Raw genomic sequence first — 24070 nt, 5'->3', positions numbered from 1 at the left:
TTCAGTCGAACTGCGAGTCGCCGCGCAGGGCCGAGGCCAGGGTGCCGGTCATGCGGTCGAAGCGGCGCTCCAGGTCCACCCGCCAGTAGCCTTCCCGCTCGCCCGTCTCGGGCTGCGGGCTGGCGGGGTCGACGCGTACATGGCGTCCGCCAGTGGTGCGCATGTGCTCGATGAACCGCAGGGCGTTGGCGCGCTCGCGGAAGCGGCAGCGGTAGTGCTGGCCGACATGGCCGGTCTGCTCGCTGGAGGCGACCGCGTCGTCCATGCCTTCGAGGAAAGCGCGCCCGAGGGCGCGCTCGATCTCCGGGTCGCCGGTGTGTCCGTGCTCGGTCAGGAAGACCGCAAGCCGCATCAGGCGGTGGGTGAAATACTCCGCGGGCAGGTCGAGTAGCTGCCCGCTGCAGACACGGATATCGTTGATGCAGGAACGGCCGGTCACGTACTTGGCGCGCGTGCCGTTGTCCTCGGCCTTGAGCACCAGCCCCTCCACCCCGCGCGCGTCCAGTTCCAGGATCCGATGGCGCAGAGCCTCGAGCTCGTCGGGGTGGAAGACACCGTGCTGCGCCGGCTGCGGCAGGCCGTGGCGCTCGATCCGGCGCTGCTTGTCGGCATGCGGCAGAAAGCCCGCGTGATCGCGGCGCATCATGTCGAATACGAACAGCCCGATGTCGTCCTCCACCTGGGCACTGGTGCCCTCCATGTACGGGGTGTCGGGCCCGGCGATCTCGGCGCACAGGATCAGCTCCGGGTCCTCCTCGAACACCTGCGGGTCCACGAAATCCGGCACCCGGTCGGTGGCGAAGGGGCACACGAAGCCGCCGCGCGAGAAGGCGTAGATCGCGTCGCCTTCGCGCAGGATGCGCACGTTGAAGCCGTCGATCTTCTCCTCGGCCCGGAACGGGCCGTCAAACTGGCGCGGCAGGCCGGCGGCCAGCGACTGGATGCGGGCGATGGACGGGTAGCCCGGCAGGACGCGCCCGTCGGGCAGTACCACGCTGCCGCGCGGAAAGCCATCCACGCTCTCCAGCAGGCGGTGGGAGGTCAGTCTCGCGAACTGTTGCTCGCGGGCGCGGCCCTGTTCCAGGGCCTGATCAAGGGTTGCGGCGTCCATGCCCCAGTGTATCGCCCCGGCCGCGGGCGCGTACATTGCGCCGGCACGCCTCAGCCCGGCCCGTTGCCGGCGAGGGCGTGCAGGGCGGTCCCGCGCTCGTGCGCCCGGGCCGCCTGGCCGGCCAGGCGGCGGGCGAGGCTGATGATGCGCAGCTGGCGGTCCATCTCCGCCATCGACAGTGCGCCGAAGGTGCCCTCGCGCAGCAGCGCCGCCTTGAGTTCCTGATAGGCGGCTTCAACGTCCTCCACCGCGCGGGATACCTCCTCCGCGGGTGTCCCGGCCGTCTCCTCGTCGCCCTCCAGGCGCGCCCAGTCCAGGGCGCGGATCACGCGGCCCTGCCAGGCGCGGCGCCGCGCGGTCATCTCCGCAGTGGTGTCGTCGCTGGCGCTGCGGCGAAGTTCGGCGATCTCGGCGGCGCGTGCGGCGATGTCCTGATGGTAGCGGGCGACACGCACCGCCTCGGCGATCCCTTCGGCCGTGGCGTCCGCCATCGACACCCGCCCGGCGCGGTTGGCGAACTCGCCGATGGCCTCCACCAGCCGCTCGACAACATCGAGTCGCTGGCGCAGCCCCGATTCGGCCGGCGGGGTCTCGCCGAGCGCGTCGCGCGCCATGCGGTAGGCCAGATCTCCGGCCCGGTCGACTTCCATGACGAGCGATTGCAGGGCCAGCTCCGGTACGCCTGCACTGCTGTCGTCCAGGTAGCGGGGCCGGGCCTCGTCCAGATCCGCGCCGCCGAAGTGGCGCTGCAGCCGCCGGATCATCGGGCCGGCCAGCGGGATCATCAGGATCACGCCCAGGACGTTGAACGCGGTATGGAACAGGGCCAGCAGCATGGCCGGAGCGGGAGCGGCCTCCGGTCCGCCCCAGATCCATTCGATGCCGGCCAGGAACCAGGGAAGCATCAACAGGGCGACGACAGCCGTCAGGCCGTTGAAGATGACATGGGCGGCGGCCACGCGCTTGGCGTTGGCGGTTGCGCCGATCACCACCAGCACCGCCTTGACCGTGGTCCCGAGGTTGGAGCCGATGACCGCGGCGGCGGCCGCCTCCAGCGGGATCGCGCCGCTCATGGCGGCGGTCAGGGCCATGGCCATGGCCGCCGACGAACTCTGCATGGCCAGCGTCAGCAGCATGCCTATGGCGACCATGATTACCAGGCCGAGGAAGCCGGGGCGGGCCAGTGCCCCCAGGTCCACGGTGTCGCCGAGGTCGACGAAGGTCGCCCGCAGCACGTCGATGCCCAGGAACAACAGGCCGAATCCGGCCAGCGCGAGGCCGAGGTAGCGCAGTCTGGGTCCGCGCATGATGATGAATACGAGCGCCCCGAGCCCGATGGCCGGGAGGGCAAAGGCCTCAATGCGGATCTCCAGCCCGAGGATGGACACCAGCCAGCCGGTCACGGTGGTGCCCACATTGGAGCCGAAGATGACCCAGACCGACTGGCCGAGGGTCAGCAGGCCCGCGTTGGCGAAGCCGATGATCGCCAGGGTGACGGCGCTGGAGGACTGCACCAGCGCGGTCACGCCCACGCCGGTGGCGAGTGCCCGGCTGCGGCTGCGGGTCCAGCTGCCGAGGATCCGGCGCAGGGCCTTGCCCCCGGCGGTGCGCAGACCGTCGGTGAGCAGGTGCATGCCCAGCAGGAACAGGCCCAGACCGCCGAGGAAGCCGGCGATCAGCGCCAGGGCGCCGGTGTCGGGAGCCCCGGTCATGGTTGTACCCCGGGGCCCGATCCCGAGCCCTTTTCCGGGCCCGGGGCCGGGCGGCGGCTACAGCTCGATGGTGTCGCCATAGTCCGGGATGCGGGCGTCCAGGTCGCGTTCGCGCATCACCTGCGCCAGGGCCTCGCGCGCGGCCGGTTCGCCGTGCACCAGATGGAAGACCGGTCGGTCGCGGAAGCCGGCGGCCCAGTCGACGAGCCGGGACTGGCCGGCGTGCGCGGAGAGCCCGCCCAGGGTATGCACATGGCCCTTCACCGCGATGTCGTCGCCGTGGATCTTCACTGAGCGGGCGCCGTCCACCAGCTGGCGGCCGAGGGTCCCGGCGGCCTGGAAACCGGCGATCACGAGATGCGTGCTGCGTCGTTCGAGGTTGTATTTCAGGTGGTGGCGGATACGGCCGCCGTTGCACATCCCGGCGCCGGCGATGATGATCGCGCCGCCGGAGATGCGGTTGATGGCCATGGATTCTTCCACCGTGCGGGTGAACTCCAGCGGCGGGAGGTATTCCCGCGGATTCCCGTTGGCCGCCTGATGCAGCCGCTCCAGGTCTTCCGCGTTCAGGGACTGGCGGCAGCGTGCGTACAGCTCGGTGACGCGGATCCCCATCGGGCTGTCGAGGAAGATCTTCTGCTGCGGTACCCGTCCGGCGTGGTGCAGCATGCCGAGGTGGTAGAGGATTTCCTGCGTGCGGCCCACGGCGAAGGCCGGGATCAGCACGTTGCCGCCATCGTCCCAGGCCTCCTGCAGGATCTGCGCGAATTCCTCGATGGTTTCTTCCAGCGGGCGGTGGTCACGGTCGCCGTAGGTGCTTTCCAGCAGTACATGGTCGGCCTGCTCCGGCCGTGCGGGCTCGTTCATCAGCACCGACTCGGGGTTGCCGAGGTCGCCGGAGAAGAGCAGCCGCCGCTCGCGGCCGCCGGACGGCACCACCAGTTCGACGATGGCGGCACCCAGGATGTGCCCGGCGTCGTGGAAGGTCAGACGCGAGCCGTCGTCCAGATGCCGGGGCTGGCCGTAGGAGACCGGCTCGCACAGTTCGAGCGTTGTCTCCACGTCCTGTTCGTCGTACAGCGGCTCCAGCAGCTCGCGGTCGTTGCGCGCGCGCCACTTGTTCTCCCATTCGATGTCCTTCGCCATCACGAAGGCCGAATCGCGCAGCATGATGTCCAGCAGTTCCAGCGTCCCCGGCGTGCAGAAGATCGGGCCGCGGTAGCCGTCGCGCACCAGTTTCGGCAGCAGGCCCGAGTGGTCCAGATGGCCGTGCGAGAGGATCACGGCGTCGGTGTTCGCCGCCACCTCGGCCAGCGAGGCGCGGTTGTGCTCGTCGGCGTCGCTGCCGCCCTGCTGCATGCCGCATTCGAGCAGGTAACGGGCGTGGTCGGTGTCGATGCGATAGCGCGAACCGGTGACCTCGCCGGTGGCGCCCTGAAAGGTAAGCTGTGCCATGCCGCGCAGTGTACCGGCTTTGGCGGGGCGGTCGCAGGGGGTCAGCGGTCGCCGTCTTCCAGCAGCCGCTCGATCTGCTCCGGTTTGAGCCCGGCCACTCCGCGCAGTGGCAGCACCAGCCCGAGGCCGCGTCCGTGCGCGGCGAGTCCCAGTTCGGTGTCCAGCGTGGTGCGCAGGCGTTCGCCGTGACCGGTCTCCAGGATCGCCAGCAGCAGGGTGCGGGCACCCTCGTAGTGCAGGCTGAGGATGCGCGGGTGATGGTCGGTGGCGGCGTTGCGCGCATCCATGAGGGTGAGTCCGGCGCCGCCGCCCCGGCGCACGATCTCCACCGCGCGGTCGCGTTCGGTGTCGGGGAACATCACCGCCAGCAGCGACAGCGGCAGTCCGGCGGCCGGCGGGGGCGGCGCGTGTCCGGGCGAGCCCGGTGCCTGCGGGCGGGCATTGGCCATGTCCAGCAGCGCATCGGTGTCGTCGGAGGCCTCCAGGGTAAAGGCCAGGCCGTTATAGGGCTGCAGCAGGTCGAGTTCCAGGTTCAGCCGCCGCGCGATGCGTTCACCGCGTGCTGGATCGGTCTTCCAGATGCACACCGATTCGAGTCCCTGGTAGGTCACGCCGAAAAAACGCATGTGCTCCGGAAAGCCGATGCCGAAGCCCTCGTGCAGCGACGGTTTCGGCGCGCCCTCCTCGGCGGCGATATGCACGGCGCGTTCCTCCAGATCGCCGGCAATCACGGCGACGAGCAGGACGGGTGAAGGCTCGGTCATGGCTCCCTCCGGGTGGCCGCGTACGGGCGGTTCGCCGCATGATAACGCAGGGGAACGAAAGGAGAACGGCATGCTGGATCCGTTTGTACCCGAGTCGAACATTGTCGAGATCCCGGATGCCGGGGTACTGCCGGCGGGAGGGACGGCCGATATTGGCTGGACGCTGGACTGGAACAGCGACGAGGCCCGCCATCGCGAATGCCTGTGCCTCCCGCGCCTGGATCCCGAGCGGGATGTCTGGCCCGCTGGCAATGGTTCCGGCGTGATCGGAAGTTCGCCGGGCGAGGCCTGCGAGTGGCCGGCGGCGCCCCTGGTACCCGCGGCCGATCCCGCAAGGGTGGTGGAGCTGTCGCCGGCGGCCTTCAACCGGCGGTTGCGGCGCCACCGGGTGGTCGAGCCGCGGGCCGGAAGGTTCTATCCACGGGGGTTCATTGCGGGGCACGCCGGGATCGAGAAGGGCGATCGCGCGCTGTTTCGCGTGGGGGCCCTGGAAGAGGCCCGCCTGCTGGCGGACCTGAATCACCCCCTCGCGGGGCGCGAGCTGCGTCTGACCGGTCGGGTGGTGGGCGTACATCCCGAGGGCCGCGAGGGGGCCGCGGTCGACGTGACCGGGCGGCTGACCGAACGCGGGCCGGGGATGCAGGCGCGCTGGCGCGGGGTTCCGACGGATTTCTGGAGTGGCGGTGCCTGCGAGCGGGAGGGCCCGGAGGATGATGCGACGTTCTACGCGCGGCCGCGCATGGTCCACCATCTGGATGCCACCGCGCGCGCCGGGGTCGCGGCACTGTACGCCGCGCTGGTGCCGCCGGGCGCACGGGTCCTCGATCTCATGGCGAGCTGGGCATCGCATCTGGACCGGGTTGCCGAACCGGAGGCCGTCATCGGTCTGGGCATGAATCGGGAAGAGCTGGCCGCCAACCCGGCGCTGAGCCAGGCCCTGGTGCAGGACCTGAATGCCTGTCCCCGTCTGCCATTCCCGGCGGACAGCCTGGACGTGGTGGTCTGTACCGCTTCGGTCGAATATCTGACCCGGCCCGGCGCGGTCTTTGCCTCGGTGCGGGAGGTGCTCCGCCCGGGTGGAGTGTTCGTGGTGACCTTCTCGGACCGCTGCTTCCCCACCAGGGCGATCGCGGTCTGGGAGCGGCTGTTCGACTTCGAGCGCATGGGACTGGTGCTGGACCGGTTCCTGGATGCGGGTTTCGTCGACCTGACCACGTTCAGCCTGCGCGGCCTGCCGCGGCCGGCGGGTGACCCTTACGCAGGCCGCCTGGACCATGCGGATCCGGTTTTTGCGGTATGGGGTACAAGTCCCCACGGCGGGGCTCTTAACCGGTAAACTGCATTCTGATTCGAGATACCCGCGCATGCGGGCCGGAACCGACGGGGAATGCATGGCCGCAAGCAAGGCCAAATCGGGAAGCAAGAGCCAGAATTCGGGCCAGAAACAGGGTCAGAAACCGGGCCCGAAGCAGGCGCGGGCTCGGGATACGAAGACGCCGGAGCCTCCCGCACCGCCGACGCTCAGCGGTCAACTGCTGCGCGGGCTCCGTGAGGGCGCGCTGCTGATCTTCGGCATGCTGGCGCTGTACCTGCTGGTGGCCCTGGTGACCTATCACCCGGGTGACGCCGCCTGGTCCACTACCGGGGACGGTGACGGGACGCGCAATCTCGGCGGAACCACCGGGGCGTGGTTCGCCGACATCGCCTTTCACCTGCTGGGCCATCTGGCCTTCCTGATCCCGCTGGCGGTCGCCGGCATCGGCTGGTGGCTGTTCCGTCACCGGCGCGATGCGCGTATGGCCAGTGCCCTGGAGATCGGCGTGCGCGGCGCGGCCCTGGTGGGGGCGCTGATCGCCGGTTCGGCGCTGGCGGCCCTGCACCTGCTGCCGGGTGGCATGCCGGTGCATGCCGGGGGAATCCTGGGCGACCTGTTCGGGGGCTGGGCGGTCGCCGGGCTGGGGCTGGTCGGCGGCACGCTGGTGCTGCTGGCGCTGTTCCTTGCCGGGGTCACGCTGTTCACCGGGCTGTCGTGGTTTGCGCTGATGGATGGCCTGGGGCGTACGCTGGTGCGCGGCTGGGAGGCCGCAAGGGCGCGGCTGGAGCTGGCGCGTGACCGGCGTATCGGCAAGCAGCAGCGGGCCGGGCGCGAAGAGCGCGTGGAGAAGGAGCGCAAGCGCACCGCGGACCGTCCGCCGAAACGGGTGGAGCCGAAGGTCGAGACCCCGCCGCCCAGTCCGCGCGTGGAGAAGGAAAAGCAGGTGCCGCTGTTCACCGCGGGCGAGGGCGCCGATCCGATCCCCCCGCTGGGCCTGCTGGACGAACCCCCGGCGGCCTCCGAGGGGCATTCGGAAGAGGCCCTGCAGGCGTTGTCGCGCCAGGTGGAGCTCAAGCTGAAGGACTTCGGCGTGGAGGTCGAGGTGGTCGCGGTGCAGCCGGGGCCGGTGATCACCCGCTTCGAGCTGCAGCCGGCCCCGGGGGTCAAGGCTTCGCGCATCTCCGGGCTGTCCACCGACCTGGCGCGCTCGCTGTCGGTGATCGCGGTGCGCATCGTCGAGGTGATCCCCGGACGCTCCACGGTGGGTCTGGAGATCCCCAACGACAACCGCGAGATCGTCGCGCTCAGCGAGATCCTGCGCTCGGAGAAGTTCGACTCCGGCAAGTCGCCGCTGACCATGGCCCTCGGCAAGGACATCGGCGGCGCGCCGGTGATGGCCGATCTGGCGAAGATGCCGCATCTGCTGGTGGCCGGGACCACCGGCTCCGGCAAGTCGGTGGGCGTCAACGCGATGCTGCTGTCGCTGCTGTACAAGGCCACCCCGGAAGAGGTGCGGCTGATCCTGATCGACCCCAAGATGCTGGAGCTGTCGGTCTACGAGGGCATCCCGCATCTGCTGTGCCCGGTGGTCACCGACATGAAGGACGCCTCCAACGCCCTGCGCTGGGCGGTGGGCGAGATGGAGCGGCGCTACAAGCTGATGTCGGCCCTGGGGGTGCGCAACATCGGCGGTTACAACAAGAAGGTGCGCGACGCGCGCGCCGCCGGCGAGCCGCTGAAGGATCCGCTGTTCGATCCGGCGCAGTCGGTGACCGCGACCGAGGCCCCGGAGCTGGAGCCGCTGCCGTTCATCGTGATCGTGGTCGACGAGTTCGCCGACATGATGATGGTGGTGGGCAAGAAGGTGGAGGAGCTGATCGCACGGCTCGCGCAGAAGGCGCGTGCCGCCGGGCTGCACCTGATCCTCGCCACCCAGCGGCCGTCGGTGGACGTGATCACCGGCCTGATCAAGGCCAACATCCCCAGTCGCATCGCCTTCCAGGTGTCGTCGCGGGTGGATTCGCGCACCATCCTTGACCAGATGGGCGCGGAGCACCTGCTGGGGCATGGCGACATGCTCTACCTGCCACCGGGCAAGGCGATGCCGGAGCGCGTGCACGGGGCCTTCGTGGGCGACAACGAGGTGCACCAGGTGGTGGAGTACCTCAAGTCCACCGGCGAACCCGACTACAACGAGGCGATCCTCGACGAGCCGGAGGCCGGCGCGGCGGCGATTCCCGGGCTGGAATCGGGTGACGGGAACGAATCGGAGTCGGATCCGCTCTATGACCAGGCGGTGCAGATCGTCACCGAGTCGCGCAAGGCCTCCATTTCCTACGTACAGCGACGGCTGAAGATCGGCTACAACCGCGCCGCGCGGATCGTGGAGGACATGGAGACCGCCGGACTGGTCAGCCCGGTGCAGTCCAACGGCAATCGCGAGGTGCTGGTGCCCGATCGCTCGAACGAGTGAGGTGCACGGCCTCGTTCACCGCGGATTAAGCTGTCGCCGCGCAATCTGTTGATCCGAGTTTCCCTGACGGAGATCGCATGAACCCGCGTCCCCCGAGTTTTGATGTTCGCCCGCTACGCGGGTCTTCCATGTTCCCCGGCCTGGTGGCGGCGTTGCTGCTCCTGTTCGCGGCTCCGGCGGGCGCGGCCGATGATGCCCGCCTGGCGCTGGAACGTTTCATGGCCGGCCTGGAGACGTTCTCCGCGGAGTTCACCCAGACGGTCAGTGACGAGACCGGCTTCACCCTGCAGGAATCCGAAGGGGTGATGCATCTGGGGCTTCCCGACCGGCTGTACTGGGAAGTGCACGAGCCGTTTCCGCAGGTGGTGGTCAGCGACGGCCGTGAGCTGTGGACGTTCGAACCGGATCTGGCGCAGGCTACGGTGCGCCCGCTGGGCGACGCGCTGGAGGCCACGCCGATCGCCGCCATCAGCCAGCCGGATCGGCTGGAAGAGCACTTTCGCACGCTGATCCTGCCGGTGCCGGATGGCGAGGCCCTGCGGCTGCTGCTGCTGCCGCGCGACGAGCATGCGGACTTTGTGCGCATGATGCTGGATCTGACCCCGGACGGCGACCTGGTGCGCATGCAGTTCGAGGACCTGTTCGGGCAGGTCACCGACGTGCGGTTCAGCGCCAGCGAGCGCAACCCGGAGCTGGATCCGGACACCTTCCGCTTCGAGGTGCCCGACGGGGCCGACGTCTACCGGCCCTGACCCGTTCCCGGCGGGGTTACAATCCCGGCATGAGTGACGACCTGTTCGACAACGACCTGTTCGGGGACGATCCCGCCGGCGGCCCGGAGGCCGACCGGCCGGCCCACCCGTCATCGCAGTCCGCAGCCGCGGCAACGACCGTGGATCCCGCCGCCCCGCTGGCCGAGCGCATGCGCCCGGCGCGGCTGGACGAGATGGTGGGGCAGGACCACCTGGTGGGCGCGGATGCCGCGCTGCGCCGCGCGATCGAAAGCGGTCAGACCCCGTCGATGATCCTGTGGGGGCCGCCCGGCTGTGGCAAGACCACGCTGGCGCGGCTGGTGGCCGAGGCCGGTGCCCAGCGGCTGGTGACGCTGTCGGCGGTGCTGGCCGGGGTGAAAGACGTGCGCGCGGTGGTGGATGCGGCGAAGACCCGGCGGCGCAATGGCGTTGGCACGCTGCTGTTCATCGACGAGATCCACCGCTTCAACAAGGGGCAGCAGGACGCGCTGCTGCCGCATATCGAGGACGGTACGCTCACGTTCGTGGGTGCCACCACCGAGAACCCGTCGTTTGCGCTGAACAGCGCGCTGCTGTCGCGCGCCCGGGTTTACCGCATGGAATCGGTGGGGGAGGCGGCGATCGAGGACCTGATCGGGCGCGCCCTGGCGGACGCGGAGCGCGGTCTGGGCGGTCGCGGGCTGAGCCTGGCCGACGAAGAACGCCGGCGCCTGGCGGGGGCGGCCGACGGCGACGCCCGGCGCGCCCTGAACTGGCTGGAAACCGCCTCGGACCTGGCGAGTGACGGGGTGATCACCGGCGAGGCCCTGCGCGCGGTGATGGGGGCCCAGTCGCTGGCCATGGATCGCCAGGGCGATGCGTTTTACGACCAGATCTCGGCTCTGCACAAATCGGTGCGGGGTTCCGATCCCGACGGGGCGCTGTACTGGCTGGTGCGCATGCTGGATGCCGGCTGCGACCCGGACTATCTCGGCCGGCGCCTGTTGCGCATGGCCTACGAGGACATCGGCCTGGGCGCGGTGGGGCTGGGCCAGCGCGTGCTGGCGGCGTGGCAGACCATGGAGCGCCTCGGCCGCCCGGAGGGCGACCTGGCCCTGGTACAGGCGGCGTTGGAGCTGGCCGGGGCCCCCAAGAGTAACAGCACCTATGCGGCCCTCGGACAGGCGCGGGCGGCGATCGCGGAGACCGGCAGCCCGGAGGTGCCGCTGCATCTGCGCAACGCCCCCACCGAGCTGATGCGTCAGGAAGGCTTTGGTGCGGGCTATCGCTACGACCACGACGAGCCCGACGGGGTGGCCCGCGGCCAGACCTATCTGCCGGAACCGCTGCTGGACCGGCGGTTCTACACGCCGAAACGGGCCGGCACCGAACGGGTGCTGGCGGAGCGGCTGGACGCCCTGCGGGGCGACGGCCGGGATGACGGCTCCGGGGACGTCGGGGTGTAGCCGGATGCCCGGGCCGCGCATGGCAATGACACCGCGATGATGAATCCGCGACCCTCGCGCCGCTGGCTGCCGGTGGCGGCGATCCTGCTCCTGCTGACCCTGGCCTGGCTGCTGTTCACCGGGGAGGTCCGTCCGCAGGATCTGCGGCTGGAGGACCTGGAGCACTGGCTGGCGGGGTTCGGCGTGCTGGCCCCGCTGGTGTTCACGCTGGCGTTCGTGGTCCTGGCCCTGCTTCCGTTGCCGAGTACCGCCTGGATTCTGCTGGCGGGGGCGCTGTTCGGGCCCCTGTACGGGGGGCTTCTGAGCCTGCTGGCGGCGACCCTGGCCGGGGTGATCGCCTTCTGGGCGTCGCGGTATTTTCTTTACCCCTGGGTGGCGCCGCGCCTGGGGCCGCGCGGACGCCGCCTGTGTGCCGACGTGCGCGAGGAAGGGTGGCGTGTGGTGGCTCTGACCCGGCTGGTCCCGGTGTTTCCCTACGCGCCCACCAACGTGGTCCTGGGCGTGACCGGCATCCCGGTGGGCGTGTTTGCCCTCACCACCGTCATCACGCTGATCCCCAGCCTGTTCGCCTACGCCTGGCTGGGGCACAGTGCGCGCGAGGCGGTGAACGGGGCCGAGGGGCGGGTGCAGCTGGGCCTCGCCGTGCTGGCGGTGATCGCCATGACCCTGCTGTTGCCGCGCTTCGTGCGCCGCCTGTGGCAGGGTCAGCGGGGTGCGCCGGAGGCCTGATCCGCCCTCGGGCCGGGTGGTTTCAGTCCGTGCCGGTGGCCTCCACGCCGGGCCGCCGCGGGGTAAAACCGGTGTCGGGGTAGCCGAGGTGATGTCCCTGGGCGTAGTCGATGCCGATCTCGCGTACGGCCTCGAGGACCTCCGCGTCTTCCACGAATTCGGCGATGGTGCGCATTTGCAGGTCGCGGGCCAGCGCCGCGATGCTGTTGACGAAGGCGCGGTCGCGCGGGTCGCGGGCCATGTTGCGCACGAAGTCGCCGTCGATCTTTACGTAGTCGATGGGGAAGCGCTTGAGGTAGTGGAACGACGAGAAGCCCGAGCCGAAGTCGTCCACCGCAAACAGGAAACCCTGTTCCTTCAGTGCCTGCACGAAGGTCTCCAGCACGTTCAGGTTGGACACGGTGTCGCGCTCGGTGATCTCGAACACGATACGCGTCGGGTCGATGCGGTAATCCGTCGCCAGGGTGCGCACCTTGCCGATGAATTCACCGATGATCAGCGCGCGCGGCGACAGGTTGATGAACAGCAGGCCGTCGTAACCGGTCTCGTGGATGTGGCGGAAGGCCTGCTCGATCAGCAGGTAGTCGAGCTGGTGCATCACGCCCATGCTCTCGGCGGTCTCGATGAACTCGTTGGCCGGCAGCAGCCTGCCGCTGGATTCGATGCGCATCAGCAGCTCGTGGATGGCGGTTTCGCCGGAGCGGACATCCACGATGGGCTGGAACACCGGCACGATGCGCTTTTCCTCCAGGGCCTGCATGATCATCATGCCGGTCTCGCCGGCCTCGCGGAACACCGTCGCCACCTCGTCCTCGTCCGGCAGGCAGACCGCGTTTTTCCCCTCGCGCTTGGCCTTGTACATCATGTTGTCGGCCACCAGGAACAGGTCGCGGGTGCTGTCGCCGTGTTCGGGGTAGACCGCGATCCCGATGCAGGTGGTGGCGCGCACCCGGGTACCGTCGGGGGCACTCAGGGCCATCTCGTCGGTGGCCTCGGTCATCCGCACCGCCAGGTCGCGCGCGGCTTCGGCGCCCGTCTCGGGCAGGATCAGGGCGAATTCGTCGCCCCCGTAGCGCGCCAGGATGTGCTCGTTTTCCACCGCGTTGCGGATAGTGTCGGCATACGCCTGCAGGAACCGGTCGCCGAAGGAATGCCCGTAGCGGTCGTTGATGGTCTTGAAGTTGTCGAGGTCGACGACCATCACCGCGAACGGGTAGTCGTGACTGGCGGCCCGCTTGAGCTCGTAACCGAACAGTTCCCAGAACACCCGCTGGTTGTAGAGGTTGGTCAGCGGGTCGCGGGTGGCGTAGTACTCGAGGTCCTGGGTGTACTTGTAGATCGCCTTCACCGAGCCGACCAGGTTCAGCAGGGTCGACAGGATGCTCTCGATCACCACGTGCCGGACCGGATCGCGCACCAGATCGGACTGCACGCCGATGCCGACCACGCCGCCGATGCGCGGGGTCTCCAGCATCAGTGACTTGGTCGCCAGTTCGATCTCGCTGGCATCCAGTTCGTGCAGGTCGGTGTGCGGATCCGCCACGTTGTGTTGCACGGTGATCCGAGCACCCTCGACGAAGTCGTCGTTCGCGCGGATGCGCCGGGTTGCCAGCTTCTCGAAGGTGCGGCGGGTGGCCTCCGGCGGTTCACTGCGCCAGAAGATCTCCAGTTCGTAGTGGTCCTCGTCCGCCTTGAACAGCGTGAACAGGGTGTAGGCGTCGATGATGGTGTTGATCTCGTTGAGCAGCACGCTGATGTATTCGCGCCAGTCCCGCACCACGTCGGAGGTGATGATGAACTTGTCCAGCAGCTTCAGTTCGAATTCCAGGATCTCCTTGTCTACCGCCACGCCGTGCAGCTTGTGCACCAGCTCGTCGACCTGGCGCACGACCTGATCCAGCTCGACGAATCCGGTGCTGATGGATCGCGTCTCCAGGCGGTTGAGATCGCGCACCGAATTGATGCTGCGCACCTGGTTCTGAAAGCGGCGTACCGAGCGGCTGATCGGCCCGGTCGCCCAGGCGGCCAGCAGGACCGCGGCCAGCAGCGTGCCGGCGCCGGTGGCGAGGAAGGTCCACAGGTGCTGCCCGCGGGCGTCCACCAGGGCCTCGCCCATGTCCTGGCGAACCTCCATCACGCCCAGCACGTCGCCGGTGTCGGCATTGCCGTGGCACTGCAGGCAGGCCTGGCGGGCACGCAGGGGAAAGGTGTAGCGGACCTCCTCGTTGGCCGAGGAGCTTTCGATCTCCCCGGTTTCAAACGCCCGCCGCACCCGGGCGTCGCGTTCCGGCTGTTCCACCTCGCCGTAGACCTCGGACACCTTGTCGCCGCGGAACAGGTCGAGTCGCAGCGGTGTGCCCTGGAAGGACTCCTCGATCCCGGCCGAGAATTCCTCGAGCTCCTCGCGGGTCCAGCCCTCGCTCATGATCTGGAACATGGACGCGAAGGTCTGATGGGCGATCCCGCTCGCGGTCTCTTCGGCCTGCCGGGTCATGGTCCGTTCGTAGATGAGCGAGGACGTGACGCCCGCAGTCACGAAGACCAGCAGGGCGACCCCCATGATGGCGGTCACGATGAAATAGCGCAGGCGCAGGGTGCGGCGTGGCTGAACCGGCTCGGAAGGCTTCGGCATGCAGTCCTCTGAGGGAGCTTTTCGGATGAACGGGTGTGGCGATCCCGTCAAACCCTGCACTTTGCGGGGGAAGAGGCGGCCAGGTTGTGAGCTGGATCAAGGTTTTTCGGAGAGAATGCGATCGGCGATGTTCCCGGCCGGGCCGATCTCGCCGTGGGGAAGGTCGCCGTCGGGGTCGAGGATCCACGCGGTGATATCCGCGTGGGTCTGCCGTGCCCCCGAATAGCGGGTGAGCAGGTGGTAGCCCTCGGGATAGAACACCGCCCGGTGCCCGGGTCCGCCTTCGGCCAGCGTGCGCAACAGGTCCGCCACCGGTTCCGGCGGGATCAGGTCGTCGCGGCCGCCGTAGAGCACCAGGCTCGGAGGTGGCAGGTCCGGGGCGGCGGCACGCGCGCGGTCCATCAGGGTGGTGAGGCCGTCCAGGCTGTCCATCCGGGCATTGGCACGTACCCAGGGGTCGCGCCGCAGGCCGGCGGCCACCACCGGGTCGTCGGTAGGGCGAATATCGAGGTGGGCGGCGTCTTCGGGGGACAGCCGCAGGCCCGGGAACAGCCGGGTGGAGGTCCACAGGGCCATGCGCTGATACCAGGGCAGGGCATCGCGTGCCCAGACGGCCGGGGCGATCAGGACCGTCCCGCCGACCGGCGGTGCCGGCTCGCCGGTGACCGCCAGGGTCGCCACCGCCGCCCCCATGCTCTTGCCGACCATAAGCGGGCGCAGGTCCGCGTAACGTTCGTCCAGGGCGTGGAGCAGGGCGCGGGCGTCGGCGGCCAGGGTCGCGTGGCCGGCCCAGTACCCGGCCGAGTCGGTGCGGCCGAAACCGCGCTGGTCCGGGGCGTAGACCGCAATGCCGCTGGCGGCCAGCGGCCGTGCAAGGGCGTGCATGCTGCCGCCGTAGTCATTGAAACCGTGCAGGGCCAGGATCACCCGTTCGGGCTCGCGCGGACCCCAGCGGCGCAGTGGCAGTTCGGTTCCGTCGGGCATCCGGGCCAGACCCTGTTCCAGCCGCGCGGGCTCGGGATTCTCGGTGGCCGGTGCGGGAAGGCCGGCGGGCGTGGCGGCGCAGCCACCGAGCAGCAGGCCGAACAGCAGTGCCGGGATGAGGCGGGCGAGGCGAGTCATGCGCGCTCCGGAGGCGGGCGGGGGTCAGGGCTTGCTGCGCAAGTCCAGGTCATAGAGGTTGTCGCCGCCCAGCCGGAACTCGCGAAACGGTGGCCGCAGCGCCCGCGACAGCGAGTCGATCGGGGGCAGGGTGATACCCGGGCGGCCGGAGCCGATGATCATCGGGGCGATGGTGAGATGCAGGCGATCCAGGGTGTCCGCGGCCAGGAAACGCGAGACGGTACGCCCGCCGCCCTCCACCAGCAGGCGGTTCAGGCCGCGTGCCTCGAGGTGGTCGCGCACCCGGCGGGGGGCAAAGCGTTCGCGCTGTTCGCCGTCGGCCATGACCGTCTCGACGGGCAGCTCCGCGCGTTCCACGTGGGCCGGCAGGTGATCGGGGGCATGCCCGGGCTTGTGCAGGACCAGGGTGGTCGGCCCGCCGGCCGCGAACACCTTGTGATCGGCCGCGAGGCGGCCTTCGGGGTCCAGCACCACGCGCAGCGGATTGCGGCCCTCGACCTCGCGCACCGTCAGCTGCGGGTCGTCGCTGGCCACGGTGCCGGCGCCCACCACGATGGCATCCACCAGGGCCCGCAGTCGGTGCAGGTGGCGGATGTCCTCCGGTCCGGTCACGTACTGGGAGTGCCCGGTATGCGTGGCGATCCGTCCGTCGAGGCTCTGTCCCAGCTGGCCGATGGCGATGGTGTCGGGTTCGAGGATCGGGCCGTAGAGGTCCAGGACCTCGTGCGCGGCCGGGGCCAGCGGGCCCGGCAGTGGCTGGCAGGCCGCATTGTCACAGCGGGTCAGCAGCCATCGCCAGGCCCGCGCTTCGGTGATGATTTCTTCGCTCATGGCTTCTCCCCGAGCAGGGTTTGGGGACGGCGGCGGGGCAGTTGGGGTAGTCTGACCGTTCGAGGAGCTAACTTCATCAACCCGACTCCGTATGGAAGTACCCGATGCACAACGCCGATCGCGGGATCTTTGACCTTCGCCGGGGCCATCCGATTCGTGTCAGCGGTTCCGGAACGGATGTCCTTGCAGCGGCCGTCGAGGGCCTGACACCGGGACAGCTCGATCGTCTGACCGTGATGACCGGCGGACGGCCCCGTCTGATTCTAACCCCCCACCGGGCGTCGGCAATGGGCTGGCCGCAACCGCTGGAAGAAGGCTGGGAAGGCGTGGCGCTGCAGCCGACCGGCACGGTGGATCCGGAATCGCTGTTTGTCCTCGCCAGCGCGCCCGAAGGCTCCGATGATGCCAGTTCCGCCGCCCGCCTGCTGGAAGGCGCGGTGCTCCAGCGCGCCGGCGAGAGCGAGGCCGCCGCGCTGGAGCTGGTTCGTGCCGGTCGGCTGCTGCCGGCGGTGGTGACGTCGTCCATCCCCGATCCGGAGCCCGAGGCGATCGCCTCCGCAGTGGCCGACGGCATGCTGCTGGACGTGGACGCCGCGCAGGCGCGCGAGGTGGCCGAGCATCCGCGCCTGGAGCTGGCCCATGTCAGCGAGGCCCCGGTACCGCTGGCGGACGCTCCGGTGACCCGGTTCATGCTGTTTCGCGAGGGCAACGGGATCCAGGAACACGTGGCGGTGGTGATCGGCGAGCCGAGCCGCTGGCCGGATCCGGTGCCGGTGCGCCTGCATTCGGCCTGCCTGACGGGCGACCTGTTCGGCAGCCTGCGTTGCGACTGCGGGGATCAGCTGCGTCGCGGGGTCAAGATGATCAACGACAGCGGCGGCGGGGTGCTGCTGTATCTCGCCCAGGAAGGGCGCGGGATCGGCCTGGCCAACAAGCTGCGTGCCTACACCATGCAGCACGCCGGGATGGACACCATCGACTCCGACTGCCAGCTCGGCTTCGGTGCCGACGGGCGCCGCTACGAGGCGGCGGTGGAGATGCTGGAGTTCCTCGGGATCGACCGTGTGCGCGTGCTGACCAACAATCCTGCCAAGATCGACGCCCTGCGTGCCGGCGGGATCGAAGTGGCGTCGCGCGAGCCGGTGCATGGCACCGTCAACCCGCACAACCTGCGCTATCTCAGCACCAAGGCGGACCGCGGCGGGCACTGGCTGGAAGAACTGCTCGCCGCGGAGGCCAGCCGCGGCTAGCCTCCACGCGGGACGTGCACGTGCTCAGGCGCCCTTGATCTGATCGTCGCGCCAGGCGTCGAGGAAGCGCTGCTGCGACTCGGTCAGGGTGTCGAGGCCGATGCCCAGGGTCTCCAGCTTGAGTTCGGCCACCTCGCGGTCGACCGCGTCGGGCACCGGGTGGACGCCGGGCTCCAGCCCCGCCGCGCGCTCGACCAGATGGCAGGCGGCGACGATCTGCATGGCAAAGGTCTGATCCATCACCTCGGCCGGGTGGCCCATGGCGGTGGGCGTGGCCAGATTCACCAGCCGGCCCTCGCAGACCAGATGCAGGCGGCGGCCGTCGGCCAGGCGATACTCCATGATGCCCGGCCGCGCTTCGTGCGGCGGCTCGACGCTCAGCCCCGCCAGCGCCTCGGCGTCGATCTCCACGTTGAAGTGGCCGGCGTTGGCCAGCAGCGCACCGTCGGGCATCGCCTCGAAGTGCTCGGCGCGGATCACGTCGCGGTTGCCGGTGGTGGTGATGAAGATCTCGCCCCAGGCGGCGGCCTCCAGCATCGGCATGACCTCGAAGCCGGCCATGTGGGCGCGCAGCGCCTGGCGCGGCTCGATCTCGGTGATCGCTACCCGGGCCCCCAGTGCCCGCGCCTTGCCGGCGATGCCGAGACCGCAGTCACCAAAGCCGGCTACCACCACCTTCTTCCCGGCCAGCAGCAGATTGGTGGTCAGCAGCAGGTTGGTGAGCGAGGACTCGCCGGTGCCGTGGATGTTGTCGAACTCGTGCTTCATCGGTGTGTTGTTCACCGCATAGGCGGGGAACGGCAGGGCGTCGGCGCGCGCCATCGCCTGCAGCCGCTGCACGCCGGTGGTGGTCTGCTCGCACATGCCGATGAAGTCGTCGAGCAGCGCCGGGCGTTGGTGCACCAGCCGCGCGGTCAGTTCGGCCGCGTCGTCGAGGATGAAGCGCGGGGCATGATCCAGGGCCTGCAGGTGCAGCGCTTCCAGCTCTTCCTCGGAGACCCCGCGCCGGGCGTAGCCGGTGATGCCGTCCTGCTCGTTGAGGGCGGCGACGACATCGTCCTGACTGGAGCCCGGCTCGCTGCCGGTGAACACCACCTCGGCGCCGGCGGCGGCGAGCGTCTCGACGAACACGCCCGTCTTGGCCTCCACATGAGAGCAGACACCCAGGGTGATGCCGGCCAGCGGCCGGCTGTGGCCGAGGCGTTCACGCAGGGCGGCGTGCACCGGCATGTGCTCCCTTGCCCAGGCGAGTTTCTGGCGACCCTGTTCGATGTCCGCGGCCATGACGTCCTCCCGAGAATGCGAAAGGCGCGAGTGTGCCGCGCCCCGGTGGGGACGTCCACCGTCGTCAGAGCAGGGCCACCACGAGGATGGCCACCAGGCCCAGGGCGAGCAGGCCGAGCATGACCACGGGGGAGGCCCCCGCAGCACGCTGCGCCCGCCGGCCCGCGCGGCCCTTGAAGGTCATCGCCAGGGCATGCGAGGCGGCATCGAGATGAGCATGCAGTTCCGCGTGCAGGCGCTGCGACCGTTCTTCATCGAGGGGTTCGAGAATCCGGCCGTCGATCCGCGCCCGGCCGTTGTCGAAGCCGACGGTCACGATATCCACCGGCCAGTGGCTTTCGGCGCGGAACAGGTCGACCAGCGCGGTCTGCGCGCTGGGGCTGGTCCTGAGGGCCTCGTGATCCGCTGCAGAGGCGGCGCTAATGCGCACACGCCGGGTCAGCCGTGAATCCGGCAGGGGGCGTTCCAGCGGCCCCAGCAACGGGCGCAGCAGGCGCTGCCACCAGCGCCGGCGCCGGAGGGTCAGACGAAGGTCCGGCGGGGCGTCCTGCTCGATCCGGAGCAGGTCGCCGGACGCGGTCACCTGCGACGGGGTCCCGGGGGGCGCGCCCGGTGCGGGCCCGGGCAGGTCCGCGCGCAGGGGGTCGGGGTGCCCGGGCGGATGCATGGGTGAATGCATGGGTGAATGCATGGGTGAAGGTCCCTCCGATTCAGCATCTTGGCCAGACCTTGAGGGAATTCACACGGCGGAACAATACACCCAATGGGCCATTCCGTTAGCCGGGCGTGAAACCGCGCGGCCCGCGCCGCGTCGGGCTACTGCATGACCCAGTTGCCGTAGACATCGCGGCAGGCGGTGCCGGTGATGGTCTCCGCTTCGCCGTCGATGGTCGCCAGGACTTCGTATTCGCGGCACGGGCGGCCGTCGCGTTCATAGGTACGTTTCGGCGTCGCCCGGTACTGCTGTCCGGTGTTGGGATTGCGCCACTCCCGGGTTTCGCGGTCGGGGGCGGTCTCCAGGGTCTGCTGCACGCGCATGCGGTCGACTTCGTCCATGGAGCGGCCGATGGCACCGCCAATGGCCGCACCGGCCAGGGTCCCGACGATGGTGGCGGCCATCTGCCCGCGGCCGCCGCCGATCTGGCTGCCGATGACGCCCCCGGCAGCACCGCCGATGACCGCGCCAGTCTGTTCGCGGGTGGGTGGATGGGTGCAGGCGGCCAGGGCCAGGGCGGTGCCGCCGACGATGGTGACGATGAGGGACTGGCGAACGAAGTTCATGGTTTTCTCCCCACGGCCGCCGACCGCGCCGCGTGAATGCGGACCTGCAGCCTTGACGTGCCGTTGTAATGGTTCCATTCAGGAGACCCCGCAAGCTGTATCCGGGTTCCCGGCGGCCACGGATCCCGTGCATCCGGTTCCAGCGCATTGAACCAGATCCCCTGCAGGTCGCCATCGGCCGTCTCCAGGCGCAGCCGCAGATGGCGTCCGTCGCCCATCCGGCGCAGGCCGTGCAGCTCGCCTTCCCAGACGAACACCGGGCGCGGGAAACCGCGACCCCAGGGGGCGAGGGCGTCGATCTGCTCGAGGGTCCCGGCCACCAGGGCACGCGGGGACGGGCCCTCGCCATCGATCTCCAGTACCGGCCCGGGTGTCCAGCCGTGCTCGCGCTGGCTGTCGGCACAGGCCCGTTCCCACGCATGGGCCAGGCGTTCGCGGTCGGCGCGGGCCAGCGTCAGGCCGCCCGCCTGCGCGTGGCCGCCGTGTTTCTCCAGCAGGTCGGGTTCGGCGGCGGCCATGGCCGCGAATGCATCGGCGACATGGAAGCCGGGCACCCCGCGCGCGGAGCCGGTCACCCGCCGGTCGCACTCCCATACCGGCGACACGCACAGCACCGGCAGCCCCCGGGCCTCGACCATGCGCGAGGCGATGATGCCGTGTACCCCCGGGTGGCCGTCGGGCAGCCACAGGCACAGACCCGAGACCCCGCGGGCGGCGGCCCGGGCGGCCTCCTCGCGGGCACGCACGGTGAGCTCGCGCTCGATGCGGCGCCGGTTCTGGTTCTCTTCGTCCAGCAGGGACCACCAGTGTTCGGCCTCCGCCTCATCCTCGGCCAGCAGAAAACGGACCCCGGCCATCGCCTCGTCCAGGCGGCCGCGGGCGTTGATGCGCGGCCCCAGGCCGAAGGCCAGGTCGGATTCGTCCAGCGGGCGCTCCCCGCCGGTGAGCCGCCGCGCCGCGACCCGCCAGCAGGGGCGGGTGTCGTCGGCGTTCATGCGCCGCAGGCCCTGATGGACCACCACCCGGTTGTTGAGGCTGTCGCCCAGCGTCACGCAGTCGGCCACGGTGCCCGCGGCCACTTCGGCCAGCAGGTCGATCAGCAGCGTGCGTCCGGCGGGGTCCTCACGTCCGGTGTCCTGCTGGCGCAGGCGGTGGACGCGCATCAGCAGCAGCCAGGCCACCATGCAGCCGGCGATCGCGGGGTCGCCATAGCGGCTGTCGCTGCGCGCCGGACTGACGCAGGCCAGTGCCGAGGCGGGCACGCCGTCTGCCGGGATCACGTGATGATCGGTGACGATGGTGTCGATGCCGGCGGCCCGCAGGCGGGCGATGCGCGCCTCGTCGCCGGAGCCGTTGTCGGCGGTGATCACCAGATCGGGCCGGGGGCGGGCGGCGAGGATGCGCTCGGCCAGGGCGTCGGACAGGCCGTAGCCCTCGCGCAGCCGGTGGCCGATCCAGGACTGCAGACGCGCCTCCGGGTGGCCCAGTACCCGGGTCAGGCCGCGATACAAAAGCGCGTGACTGGTGACCCCGTCGACGTCGTGGTCGGTTTCCAGGGCCACGGTCTCGCCGGCCTCCAGCGACCGCAGGATGCGCCGCGCCGCCGTATCCAGATCGGGCAGGGCGTCGGGGGGTGTCAGGGCGCGCAGCGGGCGTTCGACAAAGCCGGCCCGCAGGACATCCGGGTCGGTCTCGCTCACCCGGGCGGCGATCAGGCGGGCCTGCAGCGGGGTCAGTCCGGCCGCGCGCGCCGCGGCCTCCACGTCCGGGTCCGGCCGGCGTCGGCTCCAGGCCGGCTCCGGCGGCGGCACCAGGTTCTGATCAGGCAGGGGGTCCGTGCTGGACATCGGGGCACCGCGACTGCGGGTCGTCGGGAAACGGGCGCACAGGATAGAGGGCGCGGCGCGTGCCGGGAAGTGTCCCGTCCGCGGGCAGGGCAACGCCCGTCCCGGACAGTGACCGGGTCCGTCAGCGCGCGGGTGCTGCCGCGGGCCACAGGGCCGGCCACAGGCGCAGGGTCAGCAGCGCCAGCCCGGCCGTGGCGAGGGTGATCCCGGCGGCGGCCAGTGCCGGCCCGACGACCCAGCCGCCGATGGCGGTGACGGCCGCCCCGGCGTTGAGCAGGCCCCACTGGGTCCAGGACCACGGGCCCGCGCGCACCGGCCGCTCCATGAAACGCGGGATCATGTGTTCCGCCAGTCCGGCGATGAACGGGGTGATAAACCCGAGCAGGAAGACATGCAGCACACCCGGCCATGGCCCGTCGGGTGGCAGCAGGCCGCCGTGCAGGGCCAGCAGGCCCCCGGCGATCACCAGCCATACGACCGCGGACAGCAGATGGGCGCGGCTGGCCGGCGCCAGGGCGATGCCCACCGGCGTCGAGTGGCCGCTGCGCTCGGGCGTGCCGGCCACGATTTCGCGCGCCTCCTCCGGACTCTGCACACCGACCCCGCGCAGTTCGCCGTCCACGACCAGTGCGGGGACGGTCTTCAGGCGCAGCCGCTGGACCAGTTCGCGGCCTTCGGGCGTGCCCATGTCCACCACGCTGAAGTCGAACTCGCGTTCGGCCGCGATCCGGCTCCACACGGCCTCGGCCGAATCGCAGGAGGGGCACCACTGAGAGACCAGAAGCTGTACGCGCATGCGTGCCTCCGGGATCAGTCGGCGCAGCGCATGCACTGGACGCCGTAACGTTCGATCCACTGTTCCAGCGACTCGCGGGCCCGCTCCCCGGTGTACAGGTGCTCGCGCGCGGTCTCCGGGGCGTCCGGGCGCAGGCGCAGCAGCCAGGCCTCGTCGTAGGGTGCACGGTTCACCAGGTCGGGCTGTGCGGTCACCGCGGCATTCACCTCCTCGATGGTGCCGTCGAACGGTGCGGGCACTCCGCCGGCCCATTTGCCGGATTCCAGCCGTGCCAGTGTCTTGCCGCGCCTGCGGTGGGTGCCGGGGCGCTTGAACGTGGTGTACTGCAGGCGCCCGGCCATGGTCTGCGCCGGGTCGGTCAGCCCCAGGGTAAAACTGCCGTCGGCCTCTTCGCGGGCCCACAGGTAATCCAGATCGTAGTAGAGATCCTCGGGGATCTCGCAGCCGCGATATTCGCTCATGATCAGGCCTCCCCGGGGCCGCGCCGGCGCACCGTGAGCAGGATGTTGACGGTAAACAGCAGCATGGCCGCCCAGGTCAGCAGGCCCCCGGCGAGCAGGATCTCGCGGCTGCCGGCCAGCCAGCCGGCGGCCATCGCTGGCAGACCGGCGTTGGCCAGCACGAACTGGGCATCGGCGGTGCGCTCGGAAAACAGGTTGCGTCCCGAAAAGCGGGGCAGGGCATGGAGGCCGATCCCGTAGATCATCATGGTGACGAAGCCCAGCAGCATCAGGTGGGCATGCAGGCGCACCGCATCGCCGGTGATCGTGCCCGGCGCCAGCAGCCAGAGGACGGCCACCCCGCCACCGAGCAGGGCATAGACGAGAGCGATGGTGATGAACAGACGGTTGCGTGCAAGCATCCTGCGTCTCTAGAAGATGTAAAATAAATACATCAGCAGTGTATTGTAGATTGGCGTCAAGCAGATCATAAAACCGTTTCGTCGGTTTTTTGATTGATTAATAAAGGGTAGTCTGTTTGCAGGTTCATCAGGGTCCGCGGCTTCGTCTTAATGACCGGGGAGTGTTCGCATGCTTGAACGCGAGAGTCGCGAGATCACTCGTTCGAGCTGGTGCCGGAAGACAGCGAGCCGGTTCCCGGGCATCGGCCGGGGCCGTATGTCTCGGTACGGCTGGAGCTGCCCGACGAGGGTAATGTCACCGGAGGCGACGGGCGCGGTATTCGACGCGTGCCGCCGGGTACGGGGCATGATAAATTAGTCGAAGCTAATACAAGGGCCGGCCCCGGCGTTGCGCGCGGGCCGGCCTTTC

20 protein-coding genes are annotated in these 24070 nt (G+C 69.9%); 6 read left to right on the top strand and 14 right to left on the bottom strand.

The genetic code is table 11. The features are described 5' to 3' along the window. Position 1: 1 nt before the first annotated feature. The 4 genes from D893_RS10925 to D893_RS10910 are packed head-to-tail and all read right to left on the bottom strand — an operon-like array spanning position 2 to position 5042. Positions 2-1111, bottom strand: a complete 1110-nt coding sequence (locus D893_RS10925) for an RNA ligase (protein ID WP_110619809.1) — start codon at positions 1109-1111, stop codon at positions 2-4. A gap of 50 nt (positions 1112-1161) precedes the next feature. After that, a complete protein-coding gene (locus tag D893_RS10920; RefSeq protein WP_018946205.1) occupies positions 1162-2823 on the bottom strand; it encodes a Na/Pi symporter in 1662 nt (553 codons plus the stop codon). Between the two features lie 57 nt (positions 2824-2880). Next, entirely contained in the window at positions 2881-4278 is a 1398-nt protein-coding gene (locus tag D893_RS10915; protein ID WP_110619808.1) for an MBL fold metallo-hydrolase, read from the bottom strand. 41 nt (positions 4279-4319) lie between these two features. Further along, positions 4320-5042 (bottom strand): hypothetical protein, encoded by a 723-nt coding sequence (locus D893_RS10910; RefSeq protein ID WP_110619807.1) that lies wholly within the window; start codon positions 5040-5042, stop codon positions 4320-4322. Between the two features lie 70 nt (positions 5043-5112). On the opposite strand from D893_RS10910, the gene D893_RS10905 reads away from it, so the two are divergent. The 5 genes from D893_RS10905 to D893_RS10885 all read left to right on the top strand — a co-directional run bounded on the left by D893_RS10905 (position 5113) and on the right by D893_RS10885 (position 11756). Next, positions 5113-6378, top strand: coding sequence for a methyltransferase domain-containing protein (locus tag D893_RS10905; RefSeq protein ID WP_110619806.1), 1266 nt, complete (start codon positions 5113-5115; stop codon positions 6376-6378). A gap of 55 nt (positions 6379-6433) precedes the next feature. Continuing rightward, complete coding sequence (locus tag D893_RS10900; protein WP_110619805.1) at positions 6434-8830, top strand: DNA translocase FtsK; 2397 nt, start codon at positions 6434-6436, stop codon at positions 8828-8830. Between the two features lie 128 nt (positions 8831-8958). Further along, the gene (gene lolA, locus D893_RS10895) at positions 8959-9582 is read left to right on the top strand and encodes an outer membrane lipoprotein chaperone LolA (RefSeq protein WP_077243882.1); all 624 of its coding nucleotides are present in this window, start codon (positions 8959-8961) and stop codon (positions 9580-9582) included. 29 nt (positions 9583-9611) lie between these two features. Continuing rightward, the gene (locus tag D893_RS10890; RefSeq protein WP_110619804.1) at positions 9612-11027 is read left to right on the top strand and encodes a replication-associated recombination protein A; all 1416 of its coding nucleotides are present in this window, start codon (positions 9612-9614) and stop codon (positions 11025-11027) included. A gap of 39 nt (positions 11028-11066) precedes the next feature. Then, on the top strand, positions 11067-11756 hold the full coding sequence (locus tag D893_RS10885) for a TVP38/TMEM64 family protein (RefSeq protein WP_246863917.1): 690 nt from the start codon (positions 11067-11069) through the stop codon (positions 11754-11756). Between the two features lie 22 nt (positions 11757-11778). On the opposite strand, the gene D893_RS10880 is transcribed toward D893_RS10885, so the two are convergent. The 3 genes from D893_RS10880 to D893_RS10870 form a co-directional block, all read right to left on the bottom strand. Next, complete coding sequence (locus D893_RS10880) at positions 11779-14388, bottom strand: bifunctional diguanylate cyclase/phosphodiesterase (protein WP_110619802.1); 2610 nt, start codon at positions 14386-14388, stop codon at positions 11779-11781. A gap of 96 nt (positions 14389-14484) precedes the next feature. Further along, positions 14485-15510: an alpha/beta fold hydrolase gene (locus D893_RS10875; protein ID WP_110619801.1), complete on the bottom strand. Its 1026-nt coding sequence runs from the start codon at positions 15508-15510 to the stop codon at positions 14485-14487. A 24-nt stretch (positions 15511-15534) separates the two neighbouring features. Further along, on the bottom strand, positions 15535-16341 hold the full coding sequence (locus D893_RS10870; RefSeq protein ID WP_018871195.1) for a RibD family protein: 807 nt from the start codon (positions 16339-16341) through the stop codon (positions 15535-15537). 104 nt (positions 16342-16445) lie between these two features. Between D893_RS10870 and ribA the strand changes: the two genes are divergently transcribed. Further along, positions 16446-17591: a GTP cyclohydrolase II RibA gene (ribA, locus tag D893_RS10865; RefSeq protein ID WP_018946195.1), complete on the top strand. Its 1146-nt coding sequence runs from the start codon at positions 16446-16448 to the stop codon at positions 17589-17591. A 24-nt stretch (positions 17592-17615) separates the two neighbouring features. Here ribA and D893_RS10860 read toward each other — a convergent pair whose 3' ends face one another. From D893_RS10860 to D893_RS10830, 7 genes are all read right to left on the bottom strand, one after another. Next, entirely contained in the window at positions 17616-18875 is a 1260-nt protein-coding gene (locus D893_RS10860) for an adenosylhomocysteinase (protein WP_110619800.1), read from the bottom strand. Between the two features lie 64 nt (positions 18876-18939). Then, positions 18940-19566, bottom strand: coding sequence for a hypothetical protein (locus D893_RS10855; protein ID WP_246863916.1), 627 nt, complete (start codon positions 19564-19566; stop codon positions 18940-18942). A 125-nt stretch (positions 19567-19691) separates the two neighbouring features. Then, positions 19692-20156, bottom strand: a complete 465-nt coding sequence (locus D893_RS10850; protein WP_018946192.1) for a glycine zipper 2TM domain-containing protein — start codon at positions 20154-20156, stop codon at positions 19692-19694. After that, entirely contained in the window at positions 20153-22003 is a 1851-nt protein-coding gene (locus D893_RS10845) for a DHH family phosphoesterase (protein ID WP_110619798.1), read from the bottom strand. Before D893_RS10845 ends, D893_RS10850 begins: the two co-directional genes overlap by 4 nt. Before the next feature lie 121 nt (positions 22004-22124). Next, positions 22125-22799, bottom strand: coding sequence for a thioredoxin family protein (locus D893_RS10840; protein WP_246863915.1), 675 nt, complete (start codon positions 22797-22799; stop codon positions 22125-22127). A 14-nt stretch (positions 22800-22813) separates the two neighbouring features. Then, positions 22814-23266 (bottom strand): glycine cleavage system protein H, encoded by a 453-nt coding sequence (locus D893_RS10835; protein WP_210434100.1) that lies wholly within the window; start codon positions 23264-23266, stop codon positions 22814-22816. Beyond that, positions 23263-23661: a hypothetical protein gene (locus D893_RS10830; RefSeq protein WP_110619795.1), complete on the bottom strand. Its 399-nt coding sequence runs from the start codon at positions 23659-23661 to the stop codon at positions 23263-23265. The genes D893_RS10835 and D893_RS10830 overlap by 4 nt, the downstream gene beginning before the upstream one ends. Positions 23662-24070 lie beyond the last annotated feature (409 nt).

This window comes from Thioalkalivibrio sp. ALE21 (assembly GCF_003208255.1).
Classification (GTDB): domain Bacteria; phylum Pseudomonadota; class Gammaproteobacteria; order Ectothiorhodospirales; family Ectothiorhodospiraceae; genus Thioalkalivibrio; species Thioalkalivibrio halophilus.
Note: the sequence above shows the minus strand (reverse complement) of the source record. Positions and strands in the feature narration are given on the sequence as shown.

Excerpts from the sequence above, each read along its gene's own strand:
- D893_RS10880 (WP_110619802.1), bottom strand. The coding sequence starts at position 14,388 with ATGCCGAAGCCTTCCGAGCCGGTTCAGCCACGCCGCACCCTGCGCCTG.
- lolA (WP_077243882.1), top strand. The coding sequence starts at position 8,959 with ATGTTCCCCGGCCTGGTGGCGGCGTTGCTGCTCCTGTTCGCGGCTCCG.
- D893_RS10870 (WP_018871195.1), bottom strand. The coding sequence starts at position 16,341 with ATGAGCGAAGAAATCATCACCGAAGCGCGGGCCTGGCGATGGCTGCTG.
- D893_RS10920 (WP_018946205.1), bottom strand. The coding sequence starts at position 2,823 with ATGACCGGGGCTCCCGACACCGGCGCCCTGGCGCTGATCGCCGGCTTC.
- D893_RS10890 (WP_110619804.1), top strand. The coding sequence starts at position 9,612 with ATGAGTGACGACCTGTTCGACAACGACCTGTTCGGGGACGATCCCGCC.
- ribA (WP_018946195.1), top strand. The coding sequence starts at position 16,446 with ATGCACAACGCCGATCGCGGGATCTTTGACCTTCGCCGGGGCCATCCG.
- D893_RS10830 (WP_110619795.1), bottom strand. The coding sequence starts at position 23,661 with ATGCTTGCACGCAACCGTCTGTTCATCACCATCGCTCTCGTCTATGCC.
- D893_RS10925 (WP_110619809.1), bottom strand. The coding sequence starts at position 1,111 with ATGGACGCCGCAACCCTTGATCAGGCCCTGGAACAGGGCCGCGCCCGC.
- D893_RS10900 (WP_110619805.1), top strand. The coding sequence starts at position 6,434 with ATGGCCGCAAGCAAGGCCAAATCGGGAAGCAAGAGCCAGAATTCGGGC.
- D893_RS10915 (WP_110619808.1), bottom strand. The coding sequence starts at position 4,278 with ATGGCACAGCTTACCTTTCAGGGCGCCACCGGCGAGGTCACCGGTTCG.
- D893_RS10910 (WP_110619807.1), bottom strand. The coding sequence starts at position 5,042 with ATGACCGAGCCTTCACCCGTCCTGCTCGTCGCCGTGATTGCCGGCGAT.
- D893_RS10855 (WP_246863916.1), bottom strand. The coding sequence starts at position 19,566 with ATGCATTCACCCATGCATTCACCCATGCATCCGCCCGGGCACCCCGAC.
- D893_RS10845 (WP_110619798.1), bottom strand. The coding sequence starts at position 22,003 with ATGTCCAGCACGGACCCCCTGCCTGATCAGAACCTGGTGCCGCCGCCG.
- D893_RS10860 (WP_110619800.1), bottom strand. The coding sequence starts at position 18,875 with ATGGCCGCGGACATCGAACAGGGTCGCCAGAAACTCGCCTGGGCAAGG.
- D893_RS10850 (WP_018946192.1), bottom strand. The coding sequence starts at position 20,156 with ATGAACTTCGTTCGCCAGTCCCTCATCGTCACCATCGTCGGCGGCACC.
- D893_RS10885 (WP_246863917.1), top strand. The coding sequence starts at position 11,067 with ATGAATCCGCGACCCTCGCGCCGCTGGCTGCCGGTGGCGGCGATCCTG.
- D893_RS10875 (WP_110619801.1), bottom strand. The coding sequence starts at position 15,510 with ATGACTCGCCTCGCCCGCCTCATCCCGGCACTGCTGTTCGGCCTGCTG.
- D893_RS10840 (WP_246863915.1), bottom strand. The coding sequence starts at position 22,799 with ATGCGCGTACAGCTTCTGGTCTCTCAGTGGTGCCCCTCCTGCGATTCG.
- D893_RS10905 (WP_110619806.1), top strand. The coding sequence starts at position 5,113 with ATGCTGGATCCGTTTGTACCCGAGTCGAACATTGTCGAGATCCCGGAT.